This is a genomic window from Paenibacillus sp. TAB_01, from assembly GCF_043945595.1.
GTDB lineage: Bacteria > Bacillota > Bacilli > Paenibacillales > NBRC-103111 > Paenibacillus_S.
In genome coordinates this window covers 4,870,412-4,891,565 of record NZ_JBIFNP010000001.1, presented here as the reverse complement: position 1 = coordinate 4,891,565, position 21,154 = coordinate 4,870,412, and the positions used below count along the sequence as shown (strand labels likewise).

23 protein-coding genes are annotated in these 21,154 nt (G+C 37.0%); 18 read left to right on the top strand and 5 right to left on the bottom strand.

Annotated features, from left to right (window positions below; genetic code table 11):
• The first annotated feature begins 133 nt into the window (after positions 1-133).
• Together ACHHV8_RS23710 and ACHHV8_RS23705 are read left to right on the top strand one after the other, a co-directional pair.
• Complete coding sequence (locus tag ACHHV8_RS23710; RefSeq protein ID WP_395161903.1) at positions 134-1,705, top strand: TniQ family protein; 1,572 nt, start codon at positions 134-136, stop codon at positions 1,703-1,705.
• Positions 1,706-2,784: 1,079 nt separating this feature from the next.
• Positions 2,785-3,063, top strand: a complete 279-nt coding sequence (locus ACHHV8_RS23705; protein ID WP_395161902.1) for a hypothetical protein — start codon at positions 2,785-2,787, stop codon at positions 3,061-3,063.
• 296 nt (positions 3,064-3,359) lie between these two features.
• Here the strand turns inward: ACHHV8_RS23705 and ACHHV8_RS23700 are convergent.
• Positions 3,360-4,588 (bottom strand): IS3 family transposase gene (locus ACHHV8_RS23700; RefSeq protein ID WP_395156174.1). Its coding sequence is split into 2 segments (ribosomal slippage): positions 3,360-4,300 and positions 4,300-4,588, totalling 1,230 coding nucleotides; the frame shifts between segments, so codons are not numbered across the junction.
• Between the two features lie 81 nt (positions 4,589-4,669).
• On the opposite strand from ACHHV8_RS23700, the gene ACHHV8_RS23695 reads away from it, so the two are divergent.
• The 12 genes from ACHHV8_RS23695 (at position 4,670) to ACHHV8_RS23640 (ending at position 15,211) form a co-directional block, all read left to right on the top strand.
• Positions 4,670-5,083: a P-loop NTPase family protein gene (locus ACHHV8_RS23695; protein ID WP_395161901.1), complete on the top strand. Its 414-nt coding sequence runs from the start codon at positions 4,670-4,672 to the stop codon at positions 5,081-5,083.
• Between the two features lie 85 nt (positions 5,084-5,168).
• A complete protein-coding gene (locus ACHHV8_RS23690; RefSeq protein ID WP_395161900.1) occupies positions 5,169-5,828 on the top strand; it encodes a hypothetical protein in 660 nt (219 codons plus the stop codon).
• Between the two features lie 276 nt (positions 5,829-6,104).
• A complete protein-coding gene (locus ACHHV8_RS23685) occupies positions 6,105-7,232 on the top strand; it encodes a hypothetical protein (RefSeq protein WP_395161899.1) in 1,128 nt (375 codons plus the stop codon).
• On the top strand, positions 7,225-8,172 hold the full coding sequence (locus ACHHV8_RS23680; RefSeq protein WP_395161898.1) for a reverse transcriptase domain-containing protein: 948 nt from the start codon (positions 7,225-7,227) through the stop codon (positions 8,170-8,172). The genes ACHHV8_RS23685 and ACHHV8_RS23680 overlap by 8 nt, the downstream gene beginning before the upstream one ends.
• Before the next feature lie 1,054 nt (positions 8,173-9,226).
• Positions 9,227-9,610, top strand: coding sequence for a hypothetical protein (locus tag ACHHV8_RS23675; protein ID WP_395161897.1), 384 nt, complete (start codon positions 9,227-9,229; stop codon positions 9,608-9,610).
• On the top strand, positions 9,607-10,965 hold the full coding sequence (locus ACHHV8_RS23670) for a right-handed parallel beta-helix repeat-containing protein (RefSeq protein ID WP_395161896.1): 1,359 nt from the start codon (positions 9,607-9,609) through the stop codon (positions 10,963-10,965). Before ACHHV8_RS23675 ends, ACHHV8_RS23670 begins: the two co-directional genes overlap by 4 nt.
• Complete coding sequence (locus ACHHV8_RS23665; RefSeq protein WP_395161895.1) at positions 10,962-11,522, top strand: nitrous oxide reductase accessory protein NosL; 561 nt, start codon at positions 10,962-10,964, stop codon at positions 11,520-11,522. The genes ACHHV8_RS23670 and ACHHV8_RS23665 overlap by 4 nt, the downstream gene beginning before the upstream one ends.
• Entirely contained in the window at positions 11,519-12,337 is an 819-nt protein-coding gene (locus ACHHV8_RS23660; RefSeq protein ID WP_395161894.1) for an ABC transporter permease, read from the top strand. Before ACHHV8_RS23665 ends, ACHHV8_RS23660 begins: the two co-directional genes overlap by 4 nt.
• The gene (locus ACHHV8_RS23655; protein WP_395161893.1) at positions 12,330-13,085 is read left to right on the top strand and encodes an ABC transporter ATP-binding protein; all 756 of its coding nucleotides are present in this window, start codon (positions 12,330-12,332) and stop codon (positions 13,083-13,085) included. Before ACHHV8_RS23660 ends, ACHHV8_RS23655 begins: the two co-directional genes overlap by 8 nt.
• Positions 13,078-13,623: a redoxin domain-containing protein gene (locus ACHHV8_RS23650; protein ID WP_395161892.1), complete on the top strand. Its 546-nt coding sequence runs from the start codon at positions 13,078-13,080 to the stop codon at positions 13,621-13,623. Before ACHHV8_RS23655 ends, ACHHV8_RS23650 begins: the two co-directional genes overlap by 8 nt.
• A 75-nt stretch (positions 13,624-13,698) precedes the next feature.
• A complete protein-coding gene (locus tag ACHHV8_RS23645; protein WP_395163606.1) occupies positions 13,699-14,583 on the top strand; it encodes a sensor histidine kinase in 885 nt (294 codons plus the stop codon).
• Complete coding sequence (locus tag ACHHV8_RS23640; protein ID WP_395161891.1) at positions 14,552-15,211, top strand: response regulator; 660 nt, start codon at positions 14,552-14,554, stop codon at positions 15,209-15,211. The genes ACHHV8_RS23645 and ACHHV8_RS23640 overlap by 32 nt, the downstream gene beginning before the upstream one ends.
• Positions 15,212-15,231: 20 nt before the next feature.
• On the opposite strand, the gene ACHHV8_RS23635 is transcribed toward ACHHV8_RS23640, so the two are convergent.
• Together ACHHV8_RS23635 and ACHHV8_RS23630 are read right to left on the bottom strand one after the other, a co-directional pair.
• Positions 15,232-15,309, bottom strand: coding sequence for a hypothetical protein (locus ACHHV8_RS23635; protein ID WP_395163605.1), 78 nt, complete (start codon positions 15,307-15,309; stop codon positions 15,232-15,234).
• Positions 15,310-15,346: 37 nt separating this feature from the next.
• On the bottom strand, positions 15,347-15,946 hold the full coding sequence (locus tag ACHHV8_RS23630; RefSeq protein ID WP_395161890.1) for a response regulator transcription factor: 600 nt from the start codon (positions 15,944-15,946) through the stop codon (positions 15,347-15,349).
• Positions 15,947-16,149: 203 nt separating this feature from the next.
• Here ACHHV8_RS23630 and ACHHV8_RS23625 point away from each other — a divergent pair, with 203 nt between their 5' ends.
• Positions 16,150-17,004 carry a cytochrome c oxidase assembly protein gene (locus ACHHV8_RS23625; protein ID WP_395161889.1) on the top strand — a complete coding sequence of 285 codons (855 nt, stop codon included), beginning with the start codon at positions 16,150-16,152 and terminating at the stop codon, positions 17,002-17,004.
• A 3-nt stretch (positions 17,005-17,007) separates the two neighbouring features.
• Here the strand turns inward: ACHHV8_RS23625 and ACHHV8_RS23620 are convergent, their stop codons facing one another.
• On the bottom strand, positions 17,008-17,607 hold the full coding sequence (locus ACHHV8_RS23620) for an SCO family protein (RefSeq protein ID WP_395161888.1): 600 nt from the start codon (positions 17,605-17,607) through the stop codon (positions 17,008-17,010).
• Complete coding sequence (locus ACHHV8_RS23615) at positions 17,604-17,969, bottom strand: c-type cytochrome (protein ID WP_395161887.1); 366 nt, start codon at positions 17,967-17,969, stop codon at positions 17,604-17,606. The genes ACHHV8_RS23620 and ACHHV8_RS23615 overlap by 4 nt, the downstream gene beginning before the upstream one ends.
• Before the next feature lie 256 nt (positions 17,970-18,225).
• Between ACHHV8_RS23615 and ACHHV8_RS23610 the strand changes: the two genes are divergently transcribed.
• From ACHHV8_RS23610 to ACHHV8_RS23600, 3 genes are all read left to right on the top strand, one after another.
• Positions 18,226-18,474: a cupredoxin domain-containing protein gene (locus tag ACHHV8_RS23610; RefSeq protein WP_395161886.1), complete on the top strand. Its 249-nt coding sequence runs from the start codon at positions 18,226-18,228 to the stop codon at positions 18,472-18,474.
• A 313-nt stretch (positions 18,475-18,787) separates the two neighbouring features.
• Positions 18,788-19,417: a hypothetical protein gene (locus tag ACHHV8_RS23605; protein ID WP_395161885.1), complete on the top strand. Its 630-nt coding sequence runs from the start codon at positions 18,788-18,790 to the stop codon at positions 19,415-19,417.
• A gap of 336 nt (positions 19,418-19,753) precedes the next feature.
• The gene (locus tag ACHHV8_RS23600) at positions 19,754-21,121 is read left to right on the top strand and encodes a PepSY-associated TM helix domain-containing protein (RefSeq protein ID WP_395163604.1); all 1,368 of its coding nucleotides are present in this window, start codon (positions 19,754-19,756) and stop codon (positions 21,119-21,121) included.
• The last annotated feature ends 33 nt before the right edge of the window (positions 21,122-21,154 follow it).

Sequence of the window (21,154 nt, the reverse complement as noted above, 5' to 3'; positions counted from 1 at the left end):
ACGATTTGTTGCAGAATTCCTTAGAAGTATATGTTTATACAAAAAAATGAATAATAATACAGAACGGCAAACGACAACATTGATCGTTTGCCTTTTTTATTATGATCGTAAAAGTAATGGAGCTGAGGAAGTTATGAATAGAAAGAAATTGCTATTTGTTCCAAAAGTTTATGATGATGAAAGTTTAGTTAGCTATATTTATCGATTGGCTAATGTAAATAATTATGAAGTAGCTTGGATATATGAGTTGCTCGGGGTGGATGTTAATAAAATACGTACACAGGGATTTCAACTTGGAAATGAAAAAATAGATATATCAATTCTCTTTGAAATTACAGGAATAGATCAATTTGTATTTGATAACTTGTCTTTGAATATAAAGAATTCAAATTCATTGATCCAAAACACAATTGATCAATTTGCAATTAGAAATATAAAAAGACAGTTTTGTCCGTTATGTATAAAAGAGAGAATCTATTATAGGAAAATATGGGATATTAATATTTACACACGATGTCATATTCATAATTGCTTATTGATGTGTAGATGCGTTAATTGTAATAGACATTTAACTAATCAGGACATTTTAAGTGGATTCTGTAAGTGTGGGACTATGATATCCAGTAATTTGATCATAGGGTGTAATACTTCTAATTTAGGACAACTAATTTCAACAAAAATTGAACAATCTGTAAGTGTATCTCGAATAAATTCTACATTATCAGAAGGTTTTGGGAAGTTAAGAATCGATTTAATAATATACCTAATAATATTCCTATCAATAAAAATTTCACAGGGTTTTTATCAGAGAAGAATTTCATTTACTCAAACAAGCGATGTTCATTTTAATGATAAAATTGTGAACGAAGCATTCGGTATTTTTATCAATTGGCCACAATCATTTTATGATTTTTTAAATGAATTCAAAATGATTCCCAAAGCCTCTCAATTGCTGACAGGATTAAAAAAGGATTTTGGACGTTTTCATTTTGAGCTTATTAAATTATCTAAAATTGATGAATTTAGTTTTATTACAAATGAGTATAGAAATTATTTACAAAATTTTTGGGATGGTGGAAGTGGTCAAAAAATTTTAGATGTAAACTTACGCAAAAAGTATATTAGTGCATATCAGGCTATTAAACTCATGGGGACCAAGTCGATTAATTTTTCAACCCTAATTACTGAAGGTTTAATAGAAGGCAGAATTGTTTTAAGACCATCTAAAAACTTAATATTAATCGATAAATCCTCTTTAGAGAACTATAAAAAACAAAGAGATTTATCCCTAAAAAGTAATAGAAACCAGTTCGAAGAAGAAACAGCAAGAAAACAAGGGTTTATTACAGTGAGAGAAGCTGCATTAAAACTAGAAACTTCAAAAACAACAATGATAAAAATAGCGCAAGACCATTCAGTTAGAAAAGGTCATAGGATCTTTATTCTGAAAAGTTTTGTAGTTAATCTATTTGAGCTAATTAATAATAAAAGTAAAGATTTCAACGGTGAAACTAAATTAATAGAATTTTATCATGCACAAAGATATTTTATTAAAACAACAAATAAAACTTTGAAGGAATATTACCGGTTCTTATTTGAAACAGATATCGAATCATATATAAAACCACAAAAAATTGGACTTGAAAGGATATATTTTAATAAACAACAGTTGATACAAGCAGTGAGAAGTTATGAGTTTAATTAGAAAAGGAATTGATCTGGATGTGATTTTTCGGTTGATACCATTGTCTAAGGTAGGTAACAGGTTATTTATATTCTTGAGATTTGTATTGGAAGTCATTGGGGATTCTGACTTCAATACCTTAGAAGAAGCAAGGGGATCGTGAGATTAAGTCATAACTATCAAAATAAAGATTGGTTAATTGCTCAAAAAAAAAGCACTGAGCCATTGAACTAACCGATAACGATAGTTAAATAATAAAATTGAAGATAGACGAATGTCTGAATGTTGAAATCAGTACTTTGTAAAAAATTCGGGATTATCGCTCTCGTGAAATGATGGAACACTTCTTGTAAGGTGAACGTATAAGGATTTACTTAGGATTATATAGAGGCACTTATTAATTGTAAGGGCATTGAGTAAACGAGGAACGTTCATTGCCCCCGGGGAACAGTTTACCACCGCGGCAGCTACTTTTCTATCATTACAATTAAAAGGCATTTTTACTTCAATAGATTCGTCGTCCCAGCAAGGATTGCTGGGGATTGCAAGAGTGTGAAGACTTGCTTACACAATTTTGATAGCTTTTCTCTCCAAGAGGGCGGCTCTAACTTGTTACCAAATGGCACTACTGTACAGAAATAATCAAATTTCAATCAGATTGGATTTTTGTGGTAACTATTTGAATTCTAATATATTTATTTTGTGTTAAAAAAATGTGCTATATTAATTAAGATATTAAAGAGTAATAGCAAATAAATGGATAGTAGGATTGTTGAAAAAAGAATACGAAGGAGTTGAAAATGCGAATAACTAAATCTATAATACTACTGCTTCTTGGGGTCAGATTTACTACTGTTATAATTCGTACCTTAATGTTAATACTTTTGTTTATTCTGTCTTTGAGGTCCTTCGGGTTTTCCCTAGTGCAAGTTCCTATTTATTTATTACTAATCTATTATGCTTGGTACTTCTACTACATCCTTTGTTATCAAAAAAAAGTGAGAAAAGAATACGAAATTGCAGGTTATAAGCGGTTTGATAACACATTTGAAATTCATATTGCTGAGAATATTAAAACTTTGTTGGAGTTCAATCGCAAGATGGTCAATATTGTTGAGTATTGTAAAAAAGAAAATCTAAAAATTGAATTTGTAACCGGTTTGTTTTCGTATGGAAGGATGGTCCGATTATTTGGCGATGCGATCTTATTAATTAAACCTTTAGGAACACTGACTAATTTATTTACAAGTGACATGGTGAAAAAATACGAAAGAACACCTACGTTTAACAGCGATCATTTACATAGGGTGATACTCGATCCATACAAAATTAAAATAAGGGAAAGTTCTAATGGGAGGAAGTTGATAGATTTTAGATAACTTGAATTACTAAGTAGATTCGGGTTTTTACGTTCATACGTCTTCAGGAAATTTATTTATTCCCAGACCATTAGAGACAGATATTATAGAGGAAAGTCCTTTTACTAAAATGGCGCCAATATTAGACACTGGTACGAAAGTAATAGTTAGTTGAATAATTTAAAAAAACATCATTTCTAACCCGGCCAGCATCGCAGGCCGGGTTTAATTGTATTTCTCAATCATCATAGAATCGGATTAACCCCTTGAGTTTGGACACAAGCTCACCCTTACTCATCCAGGCTTAGTTTCTTAAGTTATACACGAACTTCTTTAATTGGGATCGGTTTAATCAGGTTCTGCTCATAGAATTGGTCTGGCGACATATCCCGGATGCTGGAATGGATTCGCCGCTCATTGTAGAATCGAATGAACTCGGTGACTGCTTCATAGGCTTCGCTGTAGGACTCAAAATCATATCGAGCTAAACAGTCGTCCTGCAGCAACCGGTGGAAAGACTCAATGTGTGCATTCATGTTCGGCGTTCTCGGTGGAATCCGTTCATGTTCTATTTCAAAGCCTTTACAAGCTGCTTCAAAAACATGTGAGACAAATTGAGGTCCATTGTCGGAACGAATGACAGGCTTTAATTCTGCCTCAAACAACTGACGTTTAAATAGGGCCGTTTGCAGGGTCCGTACCACATCGGTAGCTTCACAACGTAAGCCAATGTGGAAAGCGACCACTGAGCGGTCGTAGACGTCTAAGCAGGATTGAATAAAAAAGAAGCGATCCTCACCTACAATGTAGCCATATTTAATATCGGTCTCAAAAAGTTGATTAGAGGCCGTAATGATCCGGTTTCGAGCAAGTTTCCTCGGGTATTTAGAGTGAATTTTTCGCTGTGGGCGCAGAATGTCCAGCACTTTGCATAATCGGTAGACTTTCTTTTTGTTAATCACAAGGCCGTATTCCCGGCGTAGCGCCACGGTTAGTTTCCGATAGCCATACGTATAGCCGTCCCCAGCTACCAGTTCCATTAACCATTCCTGAATCTGAGCATCCGCCACTTTGGTGCCGTCTTGCTGAATGGAATATCCGGGTGCTTGGCGCCCCTCACTTACTGTTTTCTCCACTACTTTACTGAACTTATGGTAGTAGTAGCTGGATCTCGGAATTTGGACCAAACGCAGCACAAGCGTTACGGCATATCCCTGGTTAATGTAGCTGTCCGCTACTTCAACTTTGTCAGCAAATGAGGGTTTTTCTTTTTTATTAAGCCACGAAGGATCGCAATCTCTAGGGCTTGTTCACCAAGCAACTTCTTTAATTGATCGTTTTCCTGAGCCAGCACTTTCGATTCCAATCCTGTAACGGCATCATGTGATGTCTCACCGTACTTGCCTTCTTCGAATTCTTTCACCCAACGGTGAAGCATATTGACCGCAATCTCATAGCGGCGCGCCACCGCGGATTTATTCCCGGTTTCTATTGCTTCTTTGACAACCTGCTTCTTAAATTCTTTTGAATGTTTATTTCTTGTCATTTCATCAGCCCCTATCACTAATAGTGTAAACCATACACACTCTTAGTGTCCAAGTTCTCTAGGGGGCTAAACAGGAATGTTTTGAAAGATTTAAACCAAGAAAATAACAGTGCGATTTTTTCAAAGCTGCAAAAATCATTATCAATTGAATTGACTCGTCAAGATATGGTGAAATTGGGGGAGCAACTAAAGATACATCGTGAAGCTCATCTAAACAAAGGAATACTTGTGAACTCAATTGATAGCATTAAAGGATTAGAAGGGGGAAAATGTTTATTTATACTTACAACTGACTTAACAGAATATCTCTTTCAGATAAAAAAAGAACAGAATAAAACACTTAATTACTTATATGTAGCTTTGACAAGATCCAAGAAAGAGCTAGTGTTTCTTGTTACTCATGAAGTTGAGAATAAATATGGAAGAGACGTTATTGACAAGAAATTTGAGGAGTTAAATATTAGAACGCTTTATTTAGAGTTAGAGGTAGTATAAAATAGGTTGATGAATAGATAAATCTTTGACATATACATTTCTTCATAGCATTATAAATATCTTGAAGGAATAGGTGACTTAAGAAATGACATGGTTAGAATGGATAGATGAATTATACAGTAATTTAAAAATAAATAAAGAAAATAAACATTTTATGTACTACCCTGAATTAAAACTGGATTCAGTAACAAGGGATGTGTATATCAAATTCTTAAAACAAAATAATAAGACTAGAATTCTGTTTGAAGATAAATTTCACCGAAAATTATATTTAACTGATGCAAATATAATTGACATTTTGTCAAAAGCTCCTGAAAAAGTATTTCAAATAATATTGAACTGGCTTAAACAATGCGAGAAAGAAGAGTTTGAAAACAAAATATATATTGAAATAGTAAATGAAAAATTTGAAGTTCCATTAGTTTTTCCTTATCTCGATACAAAGGAGTTAAAAGAAAATCATTTTATCTCACATGCAGACTTTGAGATAAGTTATTATGATTTATTAATTCTAATAAGTCTAATAGTTGATAAGGAACGAATTGTACAAGAAAAGGAATCAATAATCAGAAGGTCAAGACAACTAAAGAAGTTTATAATTCTTTCCAGTTTCTACAGAGATCAAAGTTATTCCGGAATTTTAGAAAAAGAAAAATATAATACATCAGCTAACATTTATGATGTGTATTTTAATAAGTATATTGCGAAAAAGATCGATCGAATTTTTGATGCGATTGAGTATTAAGTAACAGAAAGTTATGCTATAATTATTATCAATGAGCCCTAGAAAGCTAAAATAACATTTAGCAACCTTAGCAGCTAAGGTTAAGGCAATAACAAAATGTAAAAACGTTCAGAACTTGCGTTCGATGTTCTGCGGGAATGCAATTAATTTTTCTAACAACCGCTCGCTTCCGCAATCTTTGCTACAGCTCGGAACATTATAAAAATTAATAGCATTTTCAATAAATTTCAAGAACTGTTTTTAGTAGGGCTCATTTTTTTGGAGGAAGCTTGTTAAATGAATAAGACTTTTGATCATATACATTTTAATTTAAATACTAATGTAAATAATCCATTAAGGATTATTTTTTTATGTGGCAGTTTTTTTGTCTTTGATGGCAAGGAAAAAGACGGCAGAAAAGACAAAAGAGTAGTTTTAAGAAAGTATATTGAAGATTTGAGTCCGAATTTTAAATGTGTAATCCTTGAAGATAAATTTCTATTTAGTAATGATACTGAAAAACTTAATTATAATGACATTGATTTTAAAAGCTTGAAAATAATTGAGGTATTAACTAGCATTATGAGTGATAAAGTTATGGTGTTCCATGAGAGCTTTTCAACTGCTGCAGAAATTGGCCTGTTTTCAGGAAATACTAATATAACCAATAAAATGGTTATCTTGGCACCAGATCTTTACTCGATCGAAGAAGATGTTATCTCGGGATTTTTAAAATTATCATACAACAATGATTATTTTAAGGATTTCAATATAGAAATTTTAAGATATTACCCAGGTGTATACAATTATGATATTTCTGAAAACTTCAGAAAATATCATACCTATTTTGTTGGAAATGAAATCGGAGAGTCGTTGGACAAATCATTGAGAGAACAATTGAAATTCGAGACTGAGTTACGAGTTAAATTATCGCGTAGAACTAATTATACGAAAAAAAATTATTATAGTCTGCTTGAAAATAATTTAAATATAGTTATGGAGACGAACAATCTTATAGCGTACCTCATGAGTTTATTTACAGTTAAATCTGTTAAAAGTGAAATGAGAACCAAAAGGGATGATATAGATTCTATAACCGATTCTGTAGTTATAAGAAGAAAAATTCTATTTAAAGTAAGTGCAATTTTAAAGGAATATTTTAATGATTATATTGTGAAATCTATTAGGGCTGATAATCCTTCTCTTGAATTTGAGAAATACGATATAATTCTTTCTGGACATGAAGTTACCTTGTCTAAGACAATAGACTATTTTGTATATATAATATTTGGGATAGGTTTAATTAAGATAAATGAAAAAAAAATAGTTATTACAACTGAAATGGAAGCGATCTCAGCAAATTATTCGAATTTAATAGTTAAAAATGCCTCAGGCATTCTGTCGGAGGTGTTAGATTTTGAATAAAGATTCCTGGTATCAAGTTAAGTTTATTAGAAAAAAGAGAAAAATACGGAAAATAGTAACGTATCAAGAAGATTCAATCAAGCTTAGGCATTTAAGAATAAAAGAATTTTTAGAAGAAAGAGTATTTACTTCAAAATTTACAAAAGCATATAAAAAAAAATCTTCAATATTCAAAAATGCTAAGGCGCATATGTATAATGACATATTTATTAAACTGGATATCCAAGATTTCTTTAATAGCGTGAACCATAAAATATTATTAGATACTTTATATTTTGAATTAAATGAGTCGACTGAGAATCCGCAATTTTCTAAATTAGAATTAACCAAAATGATACATTTATGTAGCATTGATAAGAAAGGAATTCCATTAGGGTTAATAACTTCTCCTACACTAGCAAATATATACCTTAAAGGGTTTGATAATCTGTTGTATGGAATTTTAAAAAAAAGAAATTTGACGAATTTAATATATACCCGTTATGCAGACGATCTAACGATTTCATTTAAATATAATAATCAAATACAAGAAGAAGTTGTGGAAATCATTAAAGTTGTTTCAGATTTATTAAAAAAATATAAGCTAAAATTGAATTTAAAGAAAACTAAAGTTATTGATTTAAATGTTTCTAATCATGTCAGAATAACTGGGGTTAGTATAGTAAAAGAAGACTTTAACTATAGAAGGGTTTCAGTGGGACGAAAGAAAATCAACGACTTGTATCATGATACAATGAGATTGTATAAGAAATTATTGGAACAAGGTATGGTACCAACTATTGATGATTCTATAGAAAAGAATAGGATAAGAGGAATGGAGTCTTTTATTTACTCTATCGAAAAGAAAGGTTATGAGAATGTATATTCTTCTCAAATGCTAGAACATATTAAAAGTGAAGGTTTTGAAAGTCTAACCGACTTAATTAAAAGATTACCATAAATATAATTCGAATTTCGCTTTGAATTCATATTATCAAAATGCTTTTCTGTATGCTTAAAGTAATGGAACGATCAATACTTATCTTCTGATCAATATCCTGAGATCATTAATAGTACTACCATGGTTTCCTGAAAGAAAAATTTTGAAACATTAGGCGCAAATGCGAAATGGGATAACGCAACTAAAACCATTCCAGAACGAATATTTGATGTGTATAATTATGCATACATTGTAGAGGGCGTAAGATTTTTTTTCTAACGAATTCTGTAACAAATCATTTATTTCGCCGCGGCTCACTTCAAATTCTAACAAATTCTGAAACAACAATAACGGAGCGCCGCGGGTTTGCGAGCTCCGTTTTCTAATTAATTATGCAACATCACACCTCTTGTTGTGTGAGTTGTAATTAAATTTGTCGTAGATTTGAACATAATTTGTCGTTGAGTTTAACCATAAATGTCGTAAGCTCGTTCCCTGTTGGAACGGGCTTTTTTTAAAACTTTCTGTTTTTTCTTATGGTTTTAATTGTAAATGTAATCGCCAAATTGACCTGACTAAGTGTTTGTAGAAAATGGAATATGATTTGTCGCTTTATATTGATTTCAAAAAGAATTTTGTTTAAGCACAGAGAAGAATGGGAATATGAAAAAAGTCTAGAAAGTGTGGTAGGACTAGGCGAATGGTGTACTTTATTACTAGTTTATTATGAGCTTATAGAGAAGAAAAGCCTCGGAGTTGTTTGTCAATTCGCTTTTGGAGAGTCTGTCAAGTTGTTTGTGTAAACTCCTAAATGAATCTAGCAACTGTGCTGCCGCGGCTTGACATGGAGCCTCTGTGGGAATGAATCTGTATTGTTATCTGTAATTGAGATTGGTTATCAATAAAATGTTAAATATGGATAATTATTGTAGATTTTGGAAATTAATTAATAATTTTAAAGGTTTTCCTCAATATCTTAACAGGATGTTAACTGTAATAGCCCGAATGGGTGATAGGAATTGTTGGCATATTGCGTAAAATTAGTATTGAAGAATCTTTAGAAAGGAGCTGCAGCATGAGAAAGACAACCCTAATACTCGTATTTTGCTGGCTCGTGTTTACACTTTTAATTGGATGTTCTCCTAAGCCTGAAGGTCAGGATCCAGCCAAAGTAAAGATTGAACTGACTTCCGAGCCGACAGCGGTACAGACAGGACAAACGGTAAAGCTGATTGCGACGCTCTCAGGGCTAGCCAATGAAGAAGAACCAAACGTACAGATCGATATTCGTAAGTCGGATAATAGCATACTTCCGGATACGAAGAATGCAAACTCGATTGGAAATGGACAATATTCGGTAGAAAAAATATTTAATCATCCAGGTGCTTATTCGATCTACATTCATGTGTATCAAGGTGATCTGCACATTACGAAAAAGAAAGAACTTCAAGTATCATGAGCGGCAAGTTACGGTATTGCTTATTGCCAACGATTGGCTTGCTCTATGTCCTCCTCTTTGGTGGATGGCATCCTCATCATGCAATAGCTGCTCAAGCAATTTCGAACACTAAGCTTCAATCACTGATTGACCGTACGAACGAAGGAGGCAAGCTGATCTTACCGGCAGGGATTTACAGCGGTCCCATCACTATAAGTAAACCTATTCTGATTGAAGGAAAGGGTTCGGTTGAAATTATAGGCAGTGGAGATCAACAGCCTGTAATTCAAGTTAAATCAGATCGAGTCAGCATCGCTTACTTGAAAATAACGCAGCCCATGACTGGAGATCACTCTGCTATCCAGGTAAACGGATATAATGCCGAGTTGTATGACCTGACCATCGACACGCAATCCTATGGCATCGTGCTAAGGGATGGAGGACAGCATGAAATATTCAATACGGTTATTCAGTGGATACCTCCTCCCGAGACGAATAAGCTGCTTAAGCTATCGGATAAGCGTAACGGAATTGATCTTTTCAATTCACATGACAATCAAATCCATCACAATACGATCTCCCAGATGAACGATGGGATTTATTTGGAAAGCAGTAACCGTAACGTTGTTAAAAACAATAAAGTGGACCATTCACGATATGGCATACATTGTATGTACACAAATGAAACTATTGTTCGGGAAAATATCGGAGAATTCAATGTGACCGGTGCGATGGTCATGGGGGTTCGTGATGCTGAGGTTACAAGTAATAAGTTTGTCAAGCAAAGTGAGAATGTTAATTCACAAGGCTTACTCTTATTTGATGTTCAGACTTCACGCATTTTGAACAATAAAGTTGAAGGGAATCGGGTCGGTCTTTATATAGAACAATCTCATGAAAATGTATTCGAGCAGAATGAAGTGCTTCAAAATTTTGTAGGAATCCAGTTTCTCGAATCGAATCTAAATCATTTTATGAATAATGATTTTATAGGGAATGTCATACCTGCTGAAGCAAATGAGAGTACCGATAATCGCTTTGAGCACAACTATTGGGATGAGTTTCATGGACTTGATGCGGATGGAAACGGCTTGAGCAATATTACTTATGCTATGAACCCTTTTTTTCAACAATTAACATCGGCTGCGCCTGCCTTCCAGCTATTTTTTCAATCTCCGGGGATGCAGTTTCTAGAGAGCATGTATTCCGTTGGAAAGGAAGAATGGACAACCGATAAAGCTCCTTTGATGGAACCAGTAAGCGGACAGTTAGAAAAAAACAAGAATACCGGGAAGTCCAAAGCATGGATACCTGGGTTGGTTCTTTTCATATGCTCAATTACAATTATTAGTTATTTGGGGGTAAAACGAAGATGAAGAAATCGATTTGGTTATTCATTTCTATAGTTGGGATATTTATTGTACTATCTGGCTGCGGCAAGGATAAATATACGGCTATTCCAATCAATGAAGCTACGGACAAATGTGCCATATGCAATATGCAGGTGAAGGATGATGCATTTGCGGTCCAACTGACAACCAAGGAGGGGAAAAACTTTAAGTTCGATGATCTCGGCTGCATGAATGAATGGATTAGCAAAAATGGAATCGAGACAGTAGGAGCCGAGTTTGTAAGAGATTATAACACAAAGGAATGGATCTCTTATAATACTGCGTCCTTTGTTTATGATGCGACTTTTAAAACGCCAATGGCTTACGGTATTTATTCCTTTAAAGATAAACCATCAGCTCAGAAATTCATCGATGAGCAGAAAAAGGGAAAACTGATGGGACCGGAAGATTTGAAGAACCATACTTGGGAACGAGCAAAAGGGACAATGGACATGGGGGGACAGGACCATAATAGCCAAGCACATACCGAATCGGATAGCAGTATGCATATGGATGGACAAAAAGGAATGCACGGACAATGAACTGGCTTCATATTGCGCTTAGAGAAGTTAAGCTTGGTTTTCGAAATCCATGGGCATATTCATTCATGAGCCTGTTTACCGTTTTCAGTTTATCTTTACTTTTGATTAATACGCAAAATGTTGTAGAAGGCTATTCAAGCGCCTCATCAACAATGCTAAATTTCATATTATATCTTCTTCCTCTAATGACTTTGTTGATTGGCTCGTTCTCTTTAACAGCGGAGAAGGAGGAAGGGAGCTGGCAGCTGCTATCCACCTATCCGCTTCGGACAATTTCATTTTTGATTGGGAAATATGCTGGTTTAGCGTTTGTACTGCTGACTATCGTTGCATTTGGATATGGAGCTACCGGAATCTTAGGAGCGATTATCGGTAACGGTTTGGATTTCAAAACCTTTGGTTTGTTCATTATGTTTTCGGGCGGACTTATCATTTTGTTCCTTGCCATTGCTCTCTGTATCGGTACTTGGGCACGTAATCGCTGGCAGGCACTTACATTCGGAGTGGGGATTTGGTTTTTTGCCATTATCGGCTGGCCAACGCTACTCATTGCGCTCCTAAATCTAATGCCCTATATATGGATCAAGCCGCTTCTCGCTGTATTGACAGTGCTGAATCCTGCAGAGCTGGTTCGTTGTTACGTCGTTGTGAAGCTTGGGGGAGGCGCTGCACTCGGTCCGGAGTACTATGAATGGATTCGTTGGATCCAGGGGCCGGCGGGAAGCTGGGGCTTTGCCGCATTCTGCCTGCTCTGGGTAGGAGTCGCTATGGGCTGCGCATTTTGGGTATGGGAGAGGGGGCGTTCCCGTGGATAAGTCTGTACTATCATTAAAGCAAGTAACCAAAAGAATACAGAAGCAGCAAATTATCCACTCGGTTAATTTCAACTTAAGTCATGGACAAGCTCTTGCGCTTTGCGGTGGAAACGGTGCGGGTAAGAGCACGATCCTTCGTATGATTGCCGGCATTCTGCAGCCGTCAAGCGGCAGCATAGAGGTGAATGGAGTCAGTTGGAAGCAAGATCGGAAAGGTTATGCAGAACAAATCGGCTATATGCCGGATGATTACAGGTTTGGACAAGGCTTGTCAGCTGAAGAAACGCTAGCCTTCTGGGGATCGCTGCGCAAAGTATCCAAGGACAGGTTACAGGAAATTCTATACATGGTCGGACTCTATGAGGTAAGAATGAAATCGGTCTCTTCCTTCTCCAAGGGAATGCGTCAGCGATTGCTGTTTGCTCAGGCATTATTAACCAAGCCCCCGTTACTCATCATGGATGAGCCCACGAACGGGCTAGATCCATATTGGCTGGAATCCTTTATTGCTCTTGTCGCTTCGGCCAAGCTGGCTGGACATACAATTATATTTTCAACACATCAGCTTGAAATTGCAGAGGCTGTAGCAGATCATGTCATCTTCCTGAAGGAAGGCCGTGTGATGGAGGAAGGTACGATAAGCGATTTTCGTCAATCTTATGAAAGTCATGGTCTGCAGAGCGCTTTTCATCGTTTATTCGGGTTTCCATCCTACAGTCAACCGAATGGAGGGGAATTCGATGAATAATATTATCTTATGGAAAAGAACGATAATCTGGATTATTTGCATACTTATGGTAGCAGTTTTACTATATACTCTCATAGCTGCAGGCTTTAATAAACCACAATCCTCTATCCATATTGGTTCTTTAGCTCCTGATATACAAGTAACGACACTGGATGGGGTATCTGCTAAGCTTTCGGATTATAAGGGAAAAGGCGTGATTCTTAATTTTTGGGGCTCTTGGTGCGGACCGTGTGTGAGTGAAATGCCACGACTCAAAGAAGCATATGAAACCGGGGGTAACGGAGTCGAAATTTTGGCCGTCAATGTAGGGGAATCCAAAGGGACAATAATAGAGTTTGATCAAAAGCTCCAGCTCCCATTTCCTATAATGACCGATCCTGCTGGTGAGGCGGCAGAGGCTTATCGAGTAACGGGGCTTCCTGCAACATTTGTTGTAACCTCTGAGGGACAAGTAAAGCAGGTTGTTTCTGGTGAGTTAACGAGTACGGAGCAAATTAAAGCTTTATTGAAAAGTGTGCAGCCAGGAGCTTCATCATAGGCTGTCGAAACGCCGTACCCTAGGTACGGTTGTTTGTCTATAACCGATTTTTCTTATAAAGGAGAAAGCAACTTGATGTACAAGAACCTTAAAGGCCTGATATTAATCATCCCGACTCTTACGATCGGACTATGGGAATATATTCGTCATGCTTTCCTGCTTCCCTATATATCCATGGAATTGGGGAATTGGCTTGCTCCCCTTATTGTTTACTTTGTTACCATGACATTGCTACGTAAATTATTTGCTTTGATGGAGCAACTGCAAGATGAGCTTCAACAAGAAAAGGCGGCTAAAGCAGTGCTTGAGGAAAGAGAAAAATTAGCGAAAGAGCTGCATGATGGGATTGCTCAATCGTTGTTTTTATTGTCGGTACAGGTAGATAAGCTTGCTTCGGGATCCGTTTCTGCGGGCCGCAATGCTGCTTCTATAACTGAAGTGTATCCTAGCTTGCGCAAAACAGTACAGGAGGTTAATGAATATGTCCGGCAGGCGATAGCGAATTTAAGGTATCCTGTAAGCCCTGAAACAGCACCTTGGCAGTCATCGTTAAATCACTTAATTGAAGATTTCAGCAGAAACACCGAAATTCCTGTGAAAACGAATTGGAATTTGGAAGAGCAGAAACTAACGCTTAAAGAAAAGGTTGAATTGTATTCAACGATTCGTGAAGCACTTTTGAATGTTTACAAGCATGCGAATGCATCTCAAATATGGCTAAGGAGTTCCAATCACGGCAAGAATGGGTGGTATTGTGCAATTGAGGACGATGGCGACGGCTTCCAGTCAGAACCATCTGAATCCCAAAGCAGCAGCGGCTTGGGAATTATAATTATTCAGGAGCGCGCCAGAAATTTAGAGTGGCATGTAAACATCGAACGGCGCAAAACACGAACCATACTGGAGATTTGGAAAGGGGATTGTCTTCATGAATCCGATACGAATTTTATTGGCCGATGACCATTCATTTGCCCGAGCAGCCATGAGGGATATTATTCAAGCAGATGATAGCTTTGAAATTGTAGGCGAAGCGGTGAATGGCCGAGAAGCTGTGCAATTTGTTGAGTTAGCCATGCCTGATATTATACTAATGGATATTTCCATGCCGGAGATGGATGGTTTAGAAGCTACCAAACAAATTAAAGACCGGTTTCCTTATGTGAAAATTATAGTGGTAACCGTGTCTGACGATATAACCCATTTGTTTGAAGCGATTAAGCGAGGGGCTCAAGGCTATTTACTCAAAAATTTGCATCCTGCTTCATGGCATGAGTATTTGCGGGCGGTTGCGTTTGATGAAGCCCCTATGTCAAGAGAGCTAGCTGTACGTTTGTTGAAGGAATTCTCATCGGTTACGACTCCAATTCAAGAAAAATCTCCGTTGACCTCACGGGAAACTGAAATATTGAAATATGTGGCACGAGGAAAGTCTAATAAGGTCATCTCTTTAGAACTGTGCATATCCGAGCATACAGTAAAAAATCATTTAAAAAATATTCTCCAAAAGCTTCATTTAGATAATCGCGTCCAATTAACCCGATACGCTTATGAGAAAGGGTGGATTCGAATTTCCAACCAAACGAAATAAGGAGCTTGAGCAGAGGTAGCCTAAGATTTGACCGTTGGATCAAACATATAACCAATGCCCCGGATGGTTTTAAGCGAATGCGAAAAAGCGGGAGTGATGGCACCAATTTTGTCACGCAGTTTTTTGACATGGGAATCAATGGTTCAGTGAATCATACTCAAATTCTTTTCCCCACACTTCGCGTAATATGTAGTCTCTTGTCAAAGTCTTTCCAAAATTTATCGCGAAAAACCTAAGTAATTCATATTCTTTAGGCGTTAAGCTCAATTCTTCGTTGTGGACTGTAATACGGCGGGCTGGATGATCGATGTAAAGTGGCGATAAAATGATGGTTCCTTTTTGTATAGAATAATCCGGTGTAGACTCCCGCTTCGTTCTTTTAAGGATGGCTTGGACACGATATAACAGTTCCTGAGGGTTGAACGGTCGGAGGATATAATCATCCGCTCCTGCTTCAAAACCTCTCAAACGATCACTTTCATTCCCGTCATCGTTCAATAAAATGACAGGTGTCGTTTTCATGCATTTCAGTAGCTGACATACCTCAATTGCAGGTAAAAAGGGAATTGTCCAGCCAAGCAAAACGATATCATATTCTAACGCCAACGCTTTACTTAATGCTGATTCACCGTCTTCCGCTGTATCTACATTACTCGTCCCCGTATCTAAAAACAATTGTTGAAGTCTTTGGATACGATCTTTCTCATCTGCGAGCAGAACATGAAATTTTGCCATACCGCAACCCCCTTTAGACTTGATTGTAATCTGTTATGAGGGAAAGCACATGCCACTATAGGGTTATTATCATGTCATAATGATGAACGATCCGTGACCTCTTTTTGACTAAAAATAACTCTAATGAGTCATTTTGAAACTTGACCGAGATGTATATGATATGAAGACGAAAAATATGGAATAAAGGGGGAGCAAGTTTACTTATGGATATTTGGACAATGATTCAGGTGTATGGATTCAGGAGCGTTTTCAGTCCCGAGCTTTTTATTTGCATGGTTTTCGTCGCCGTATTTTATTTGAACTACAGAACCAACAGCATTACTCGATGGGAAAAGAGATATTTTTTGCTCGGTTTATTTTTATTTTATCTGGTTTTGGGCGGCCCCATAAATCTGATGGGACATTTTTGGTTTAGCCTACATATGTTTCAGCAGTCTGTTTTGTACCTTGTTATCCCGCCGCTGATTTATAGGGGAATACCTGTTGAATGGTTCAAATTCGTAAGAAATAACACTATCCTTAATGGTATATTTTCCGTTATCGGACATCCGCTGATTGCTATTTTTCTTTTTAACGGGGCGTTCTCCTTTTACCATATTCCGTTTATATTTGATGCAGCTATGTCCAATTATGCGCTTCACAATGCCCTTCACCTTCTCCTGCTAATAAGTGCATTTGGTCTTTGGTGGCCTGTGTTTAGCCCTTATTGTCGTTATGCTCTGACTCCTTTGCGAAAGATGGGCTACATATTCCTTAACGGTTTTCTTCTTACTCCTGCTTGTGCCCTAATCATATTTGCCAACGAGTTATTGTATACCACTTATTCAAACAGCACCCATTTGCTATGCTTGCCGTTTTACTATGAAAGGGTAGAAGTATTACCCTTCACTGTTGATTGGCTAACACCTTTAAATGATCAGCAATTGGGAGGGGTGGTCATGAAAATTATTCAAGAGCTATCCTATGGCAGCATGCTGGGATATATTTTTTTTCAATGGTATCGTAGTGAAAAAGAAGCAGAGGAAGTCAAGCTTCCCCTGCTTAGAAATGAGACTTAATTCTCAAGATCCGGCTATTTGCCGGATCATTTTTATAATTTTGTCGTTATTCATGTCTTCGCCCATTTTGAAAATCTTGCGGATATTGCCGGTTTGATCGACAAGCATAAGAGAAGTCACGTTATGTATGAATGTGCCATCGGGTAGCTTTTGAACCATTACTCCGAAGCTCTTGGCAACGTCAGCCGTCTCTTTCTCTGTTCCTGTTAATAAAGTCCACCCGCTATAATCCATCCCCATTCGATCCCCGTAGGCTTTAAATACTTCCGGAGTATCTGTCTCTGGATCAAAGGTAATGGAGAGGAACTGAACTTGGTTTCCCCATAAATTGTGCTGCTTCAGCTGATTCTGTATTTTTACCATGTTGTAGGTTGTGGTAGGACAAATATCGGGGCAACTCGTAAATAGAAATTCGACGAGGCGAATCGTTCCATTGGAGCGACTGAATTGAAACGGTTTATTATTGATGTCTTTCAGTGTAAAATCAGGCGCTTGTTTAATCGTTGGGATCACAGGATTATCCTGAGATATCCAACGATAAACATTTATAAACATAACCAGGAATAGGAGACTGACCGCTATCTTAAACCAATGACGCTTCATTTTTTCTCCGCAAGCCATTTGGCCAAGTTAACAATTTCGTCGTCCTTCAAACTATTTTTAAAGGAAGGCATGCCTCCGCGTCCATTTTGCAGTACCTTGTAAATCTGTTGATCGGATAGTTTACTGCCCACCTTTTGAAGATTAGGTCCGATTTTACCTGCCAGATCATTGCCATGACATGTAATGCATGATTGTTTATAACTGGCTTCTGCAGCTTGAATGTTCAGTGGCGTGTCCGGAAGCGCAGGAGCGGAAGCCTCCTGCTTCGTTTGATTTTGTCGCTCACCCGATTGCATGAATAGTACAGATAAACCGAGAATACATGCCAAGCCAATTAAAATAGACATTATCCATTTATACATACTTTATCCCTCCTTAAATATCGAAATTATACTAGCATTTTAACTAAAGGCTTGTATATAGCCCTTTAGAGTTATAGAGCAATGCTTTATAGCATGTTTTACGTAATGTCATAAGTAGTATAGGGTAGACGATGATCAAATATTTTTCATAAATAGACACCAAATTAACTCCTAAGAGTCATTTTTGATTAAGTTGAAAAAACCTATAATAGAGCTAAAATTAAACTAGATAATGTGAATAGGGTGGAATGGCGGATTGAGTGTATTTTTTCTATGTGCAATAGCTTTCTGTATTCAGAATCAACCCGATGCTGTTGATCCTCTAATCGCTGAACAAGCCGCAGGCTATCAGGTGGCAACGATTCATATGACTGCCGACGGGTTCGTACCGGATCATATAGAGCTTGCTCCCGGTGTTCCAGCGAAAATTAACTTTAAAAAATCAACTGTCTTTACTTGTATAAAAAACATGATATCCAAAGATTCGGAATTGATATTCCTATAAATAAAGAGAATAATCTTGTTACCCTGGAGAATTTGAAATCCGGAACTTACGAATATCATTGCGGAATGTACATGTATTATGGAACGATTATAGTAAAAGGAGCTTAGGCGATATTCAAGCGTTGATTTTGAATCGAACACGACTAAAAAAAGTGGCTTCTCCTGTTGGAGAAATCACCTCTTTACTTTTTAAAAAAATGTTGTATTATTCAGTGAAATGGCTCGATCGAGTCAGACTATTTTGTTCGTAAGCGACTATGATAAAGAGAATAGCATTAAACCCAGGTCAAACTTCATTGGAGGTGTTTGAGTAAATGAAATGGGATCAAATCAAGTTTTCATTGTGTATGTTGATTGTTGCTATTAGTATTTGGGTAATGGGACCGTCAGCTTTGGCAGAGGAGCACGAGCACAGTCATGGATCTGAGAGTGTCGTGAGCGCGGAGATCGCTCCGGGATTCATCAGTATCAGTGCCGTATCTGCACTAACAATGATCATTGCGGCAGGTGCTTTGATTATCCAGCTTCGCGCAAGTTCGTCTAGAATTAGCAAAATGACGGCAATGATGGTGTCCATGGCTATAGCGATGTTTACGGGATTAATAGGTGGAACCCTCCTCGGAATTTGGCTGCAATCCTTATTCTACGCTACAGTATTAGGTATAACAATTGGTGTTGCAGCAGGTGTGCTTGCAGGTCTATCCCATAGCTGGTTGGCTGTGCTCGATGGCATGTTGTCCGGCGTCATGAGCGGTATGATGGGAGCAATGCTGGGAGTGATGATTACGCAAGAACATCCTTTGATAATGCTAGTATTCATGGATGTGATCATGCTGGTGGTAGTTGGCAGTGTGTATCAAGCCTTGGCATCGGAACATCGAACTGAACGGCAGAATCAGCAGCTTCATATTGCCGAGTCAAGCAAAGCAGAATTTACTCCATAATGAAAGCTTTATGATCGTATGAAAGTGGAAGCGTTTTAAAAAATGGGAATAGAGAGAGTTGGCTGCCTGCAAGTGGGCAGTCATTTTTTTCGCGAATCACATTGCTTTACTGGCTACAAATAGAAGCTTGTGTAATCTAAACTGAATCCAAAATAACAATCGAATGAGGAGGTTTATGCTGCTATATGGAGGTGCATTTATGCGGGGATGATTTTGAAAATAAGCAATTAGGTTCGATCTCTTACGGTACAATATAGCCCCATTGAGTCATTGTAACGAGAAAGCATATCGCTATAATAAATAAAGGGTAGAAAGAAAAATGAGAGGAATTAAATGATGGAAAAGAATTATTACAACCGTTTTTGGCGATGGCATTTTTATGCTGCATTATTTATTACACCGCTTCTTATTACATTAACTTTAAGCGGTATCGGGTATTTGTTTTATACAAATGTAGAAAATACTTTATACAAAAATGAATTTTTTAACAAGAGCAACCAAACAGAACAATTAACGATAGATCAAGGCATTGAGAAAGCGAAGCAGACCTTTCAAGATTATTCCGTTTCAAAAGTTATTGTTTTGGATGATCCGTATAATATGCGTTTAACAATGACGAATACATCCGGCGATCAGAAATATGTATTTTTAGACTCCAATTATCAAATCGTCGGGAGTCAGAATCCCAAATATACGTTTTCCAATGTAATGAGAGAGGTTCATAGTTCACTTTTTGTTGGGGGAACCGTTGTCAATTACCTTGTAGAATTGGCTGCATGCTGGGCGATTTTCCTGCTGCTTTCCGGAATTTACATGACATTCAAAGGAAGGGCGTTGAAGAAGGAGCCAAATCCAACCAAACGGCAAAAAAATCTTCGTTGGCACGCGCTAACAGGTACAATCGTTACCATTCCATTGATCATCCTTATTTTTACCGGGTTGCCTTGGTCAGCCTTCATGGGCGATATTATTTACTCTACAGCCCAAAAGCATCCTTCCATCGGAATTCCATTATTAAAGCAAAATCCGCCTACTTCGGAAATGAATGAAATTCCTTGGGCTACTCGCAAAAATGAACTACCTGTATCAAGCGGAGAAACTCATGCCGAACATAACGGAATGGCTCATATGGATAATATGTCCGAGCAAAATGGGATGATTACCCTCATGCAGTTGATGAGTGAAGTTAAGCAGGCCAATATTACGAAACCATACTCCATCATTTACCCTAAAGATGAACATAGTGTATTTATTGTTTCTAAAGGAAGTAATTCAGGAGTGACAGGTCTAGATGTTAGCCCATATGATGAAGTAACAACTTATTTCGATCCCTACAGCGGTAAATTGACTTCAAAAGTTGGTTTCGAGGATTATGGAATTCTAGGGAAATTGTATACGTGGGGAATTCCTTTGCATGAAGGTCATTTATTCGGTTGGCTCAATAAAGTATTAAATCTGACTGTATGTCTTTTATTCTTACTCGTTATTTTTTGGGGTTTTAGAACTTGGCTAATTCGTAAAAGGAAAAATTTTCTGTCTGCTCCGCCGAATTTATCAAGCAAACTATCCATTGGGTTCATCATTTTCATGGCAATATTAGGTTGTATTATGCCGCTTTTTGGTATTTCCTTAATTTTGGTAGTGCTGATTGAAATTATTTCTTCCTTTAAAAATAAAATTCAAAATGTTGATGCTGTTAAGTAATTAGTTGAAGTATATTGAATAAATTCAAACAGG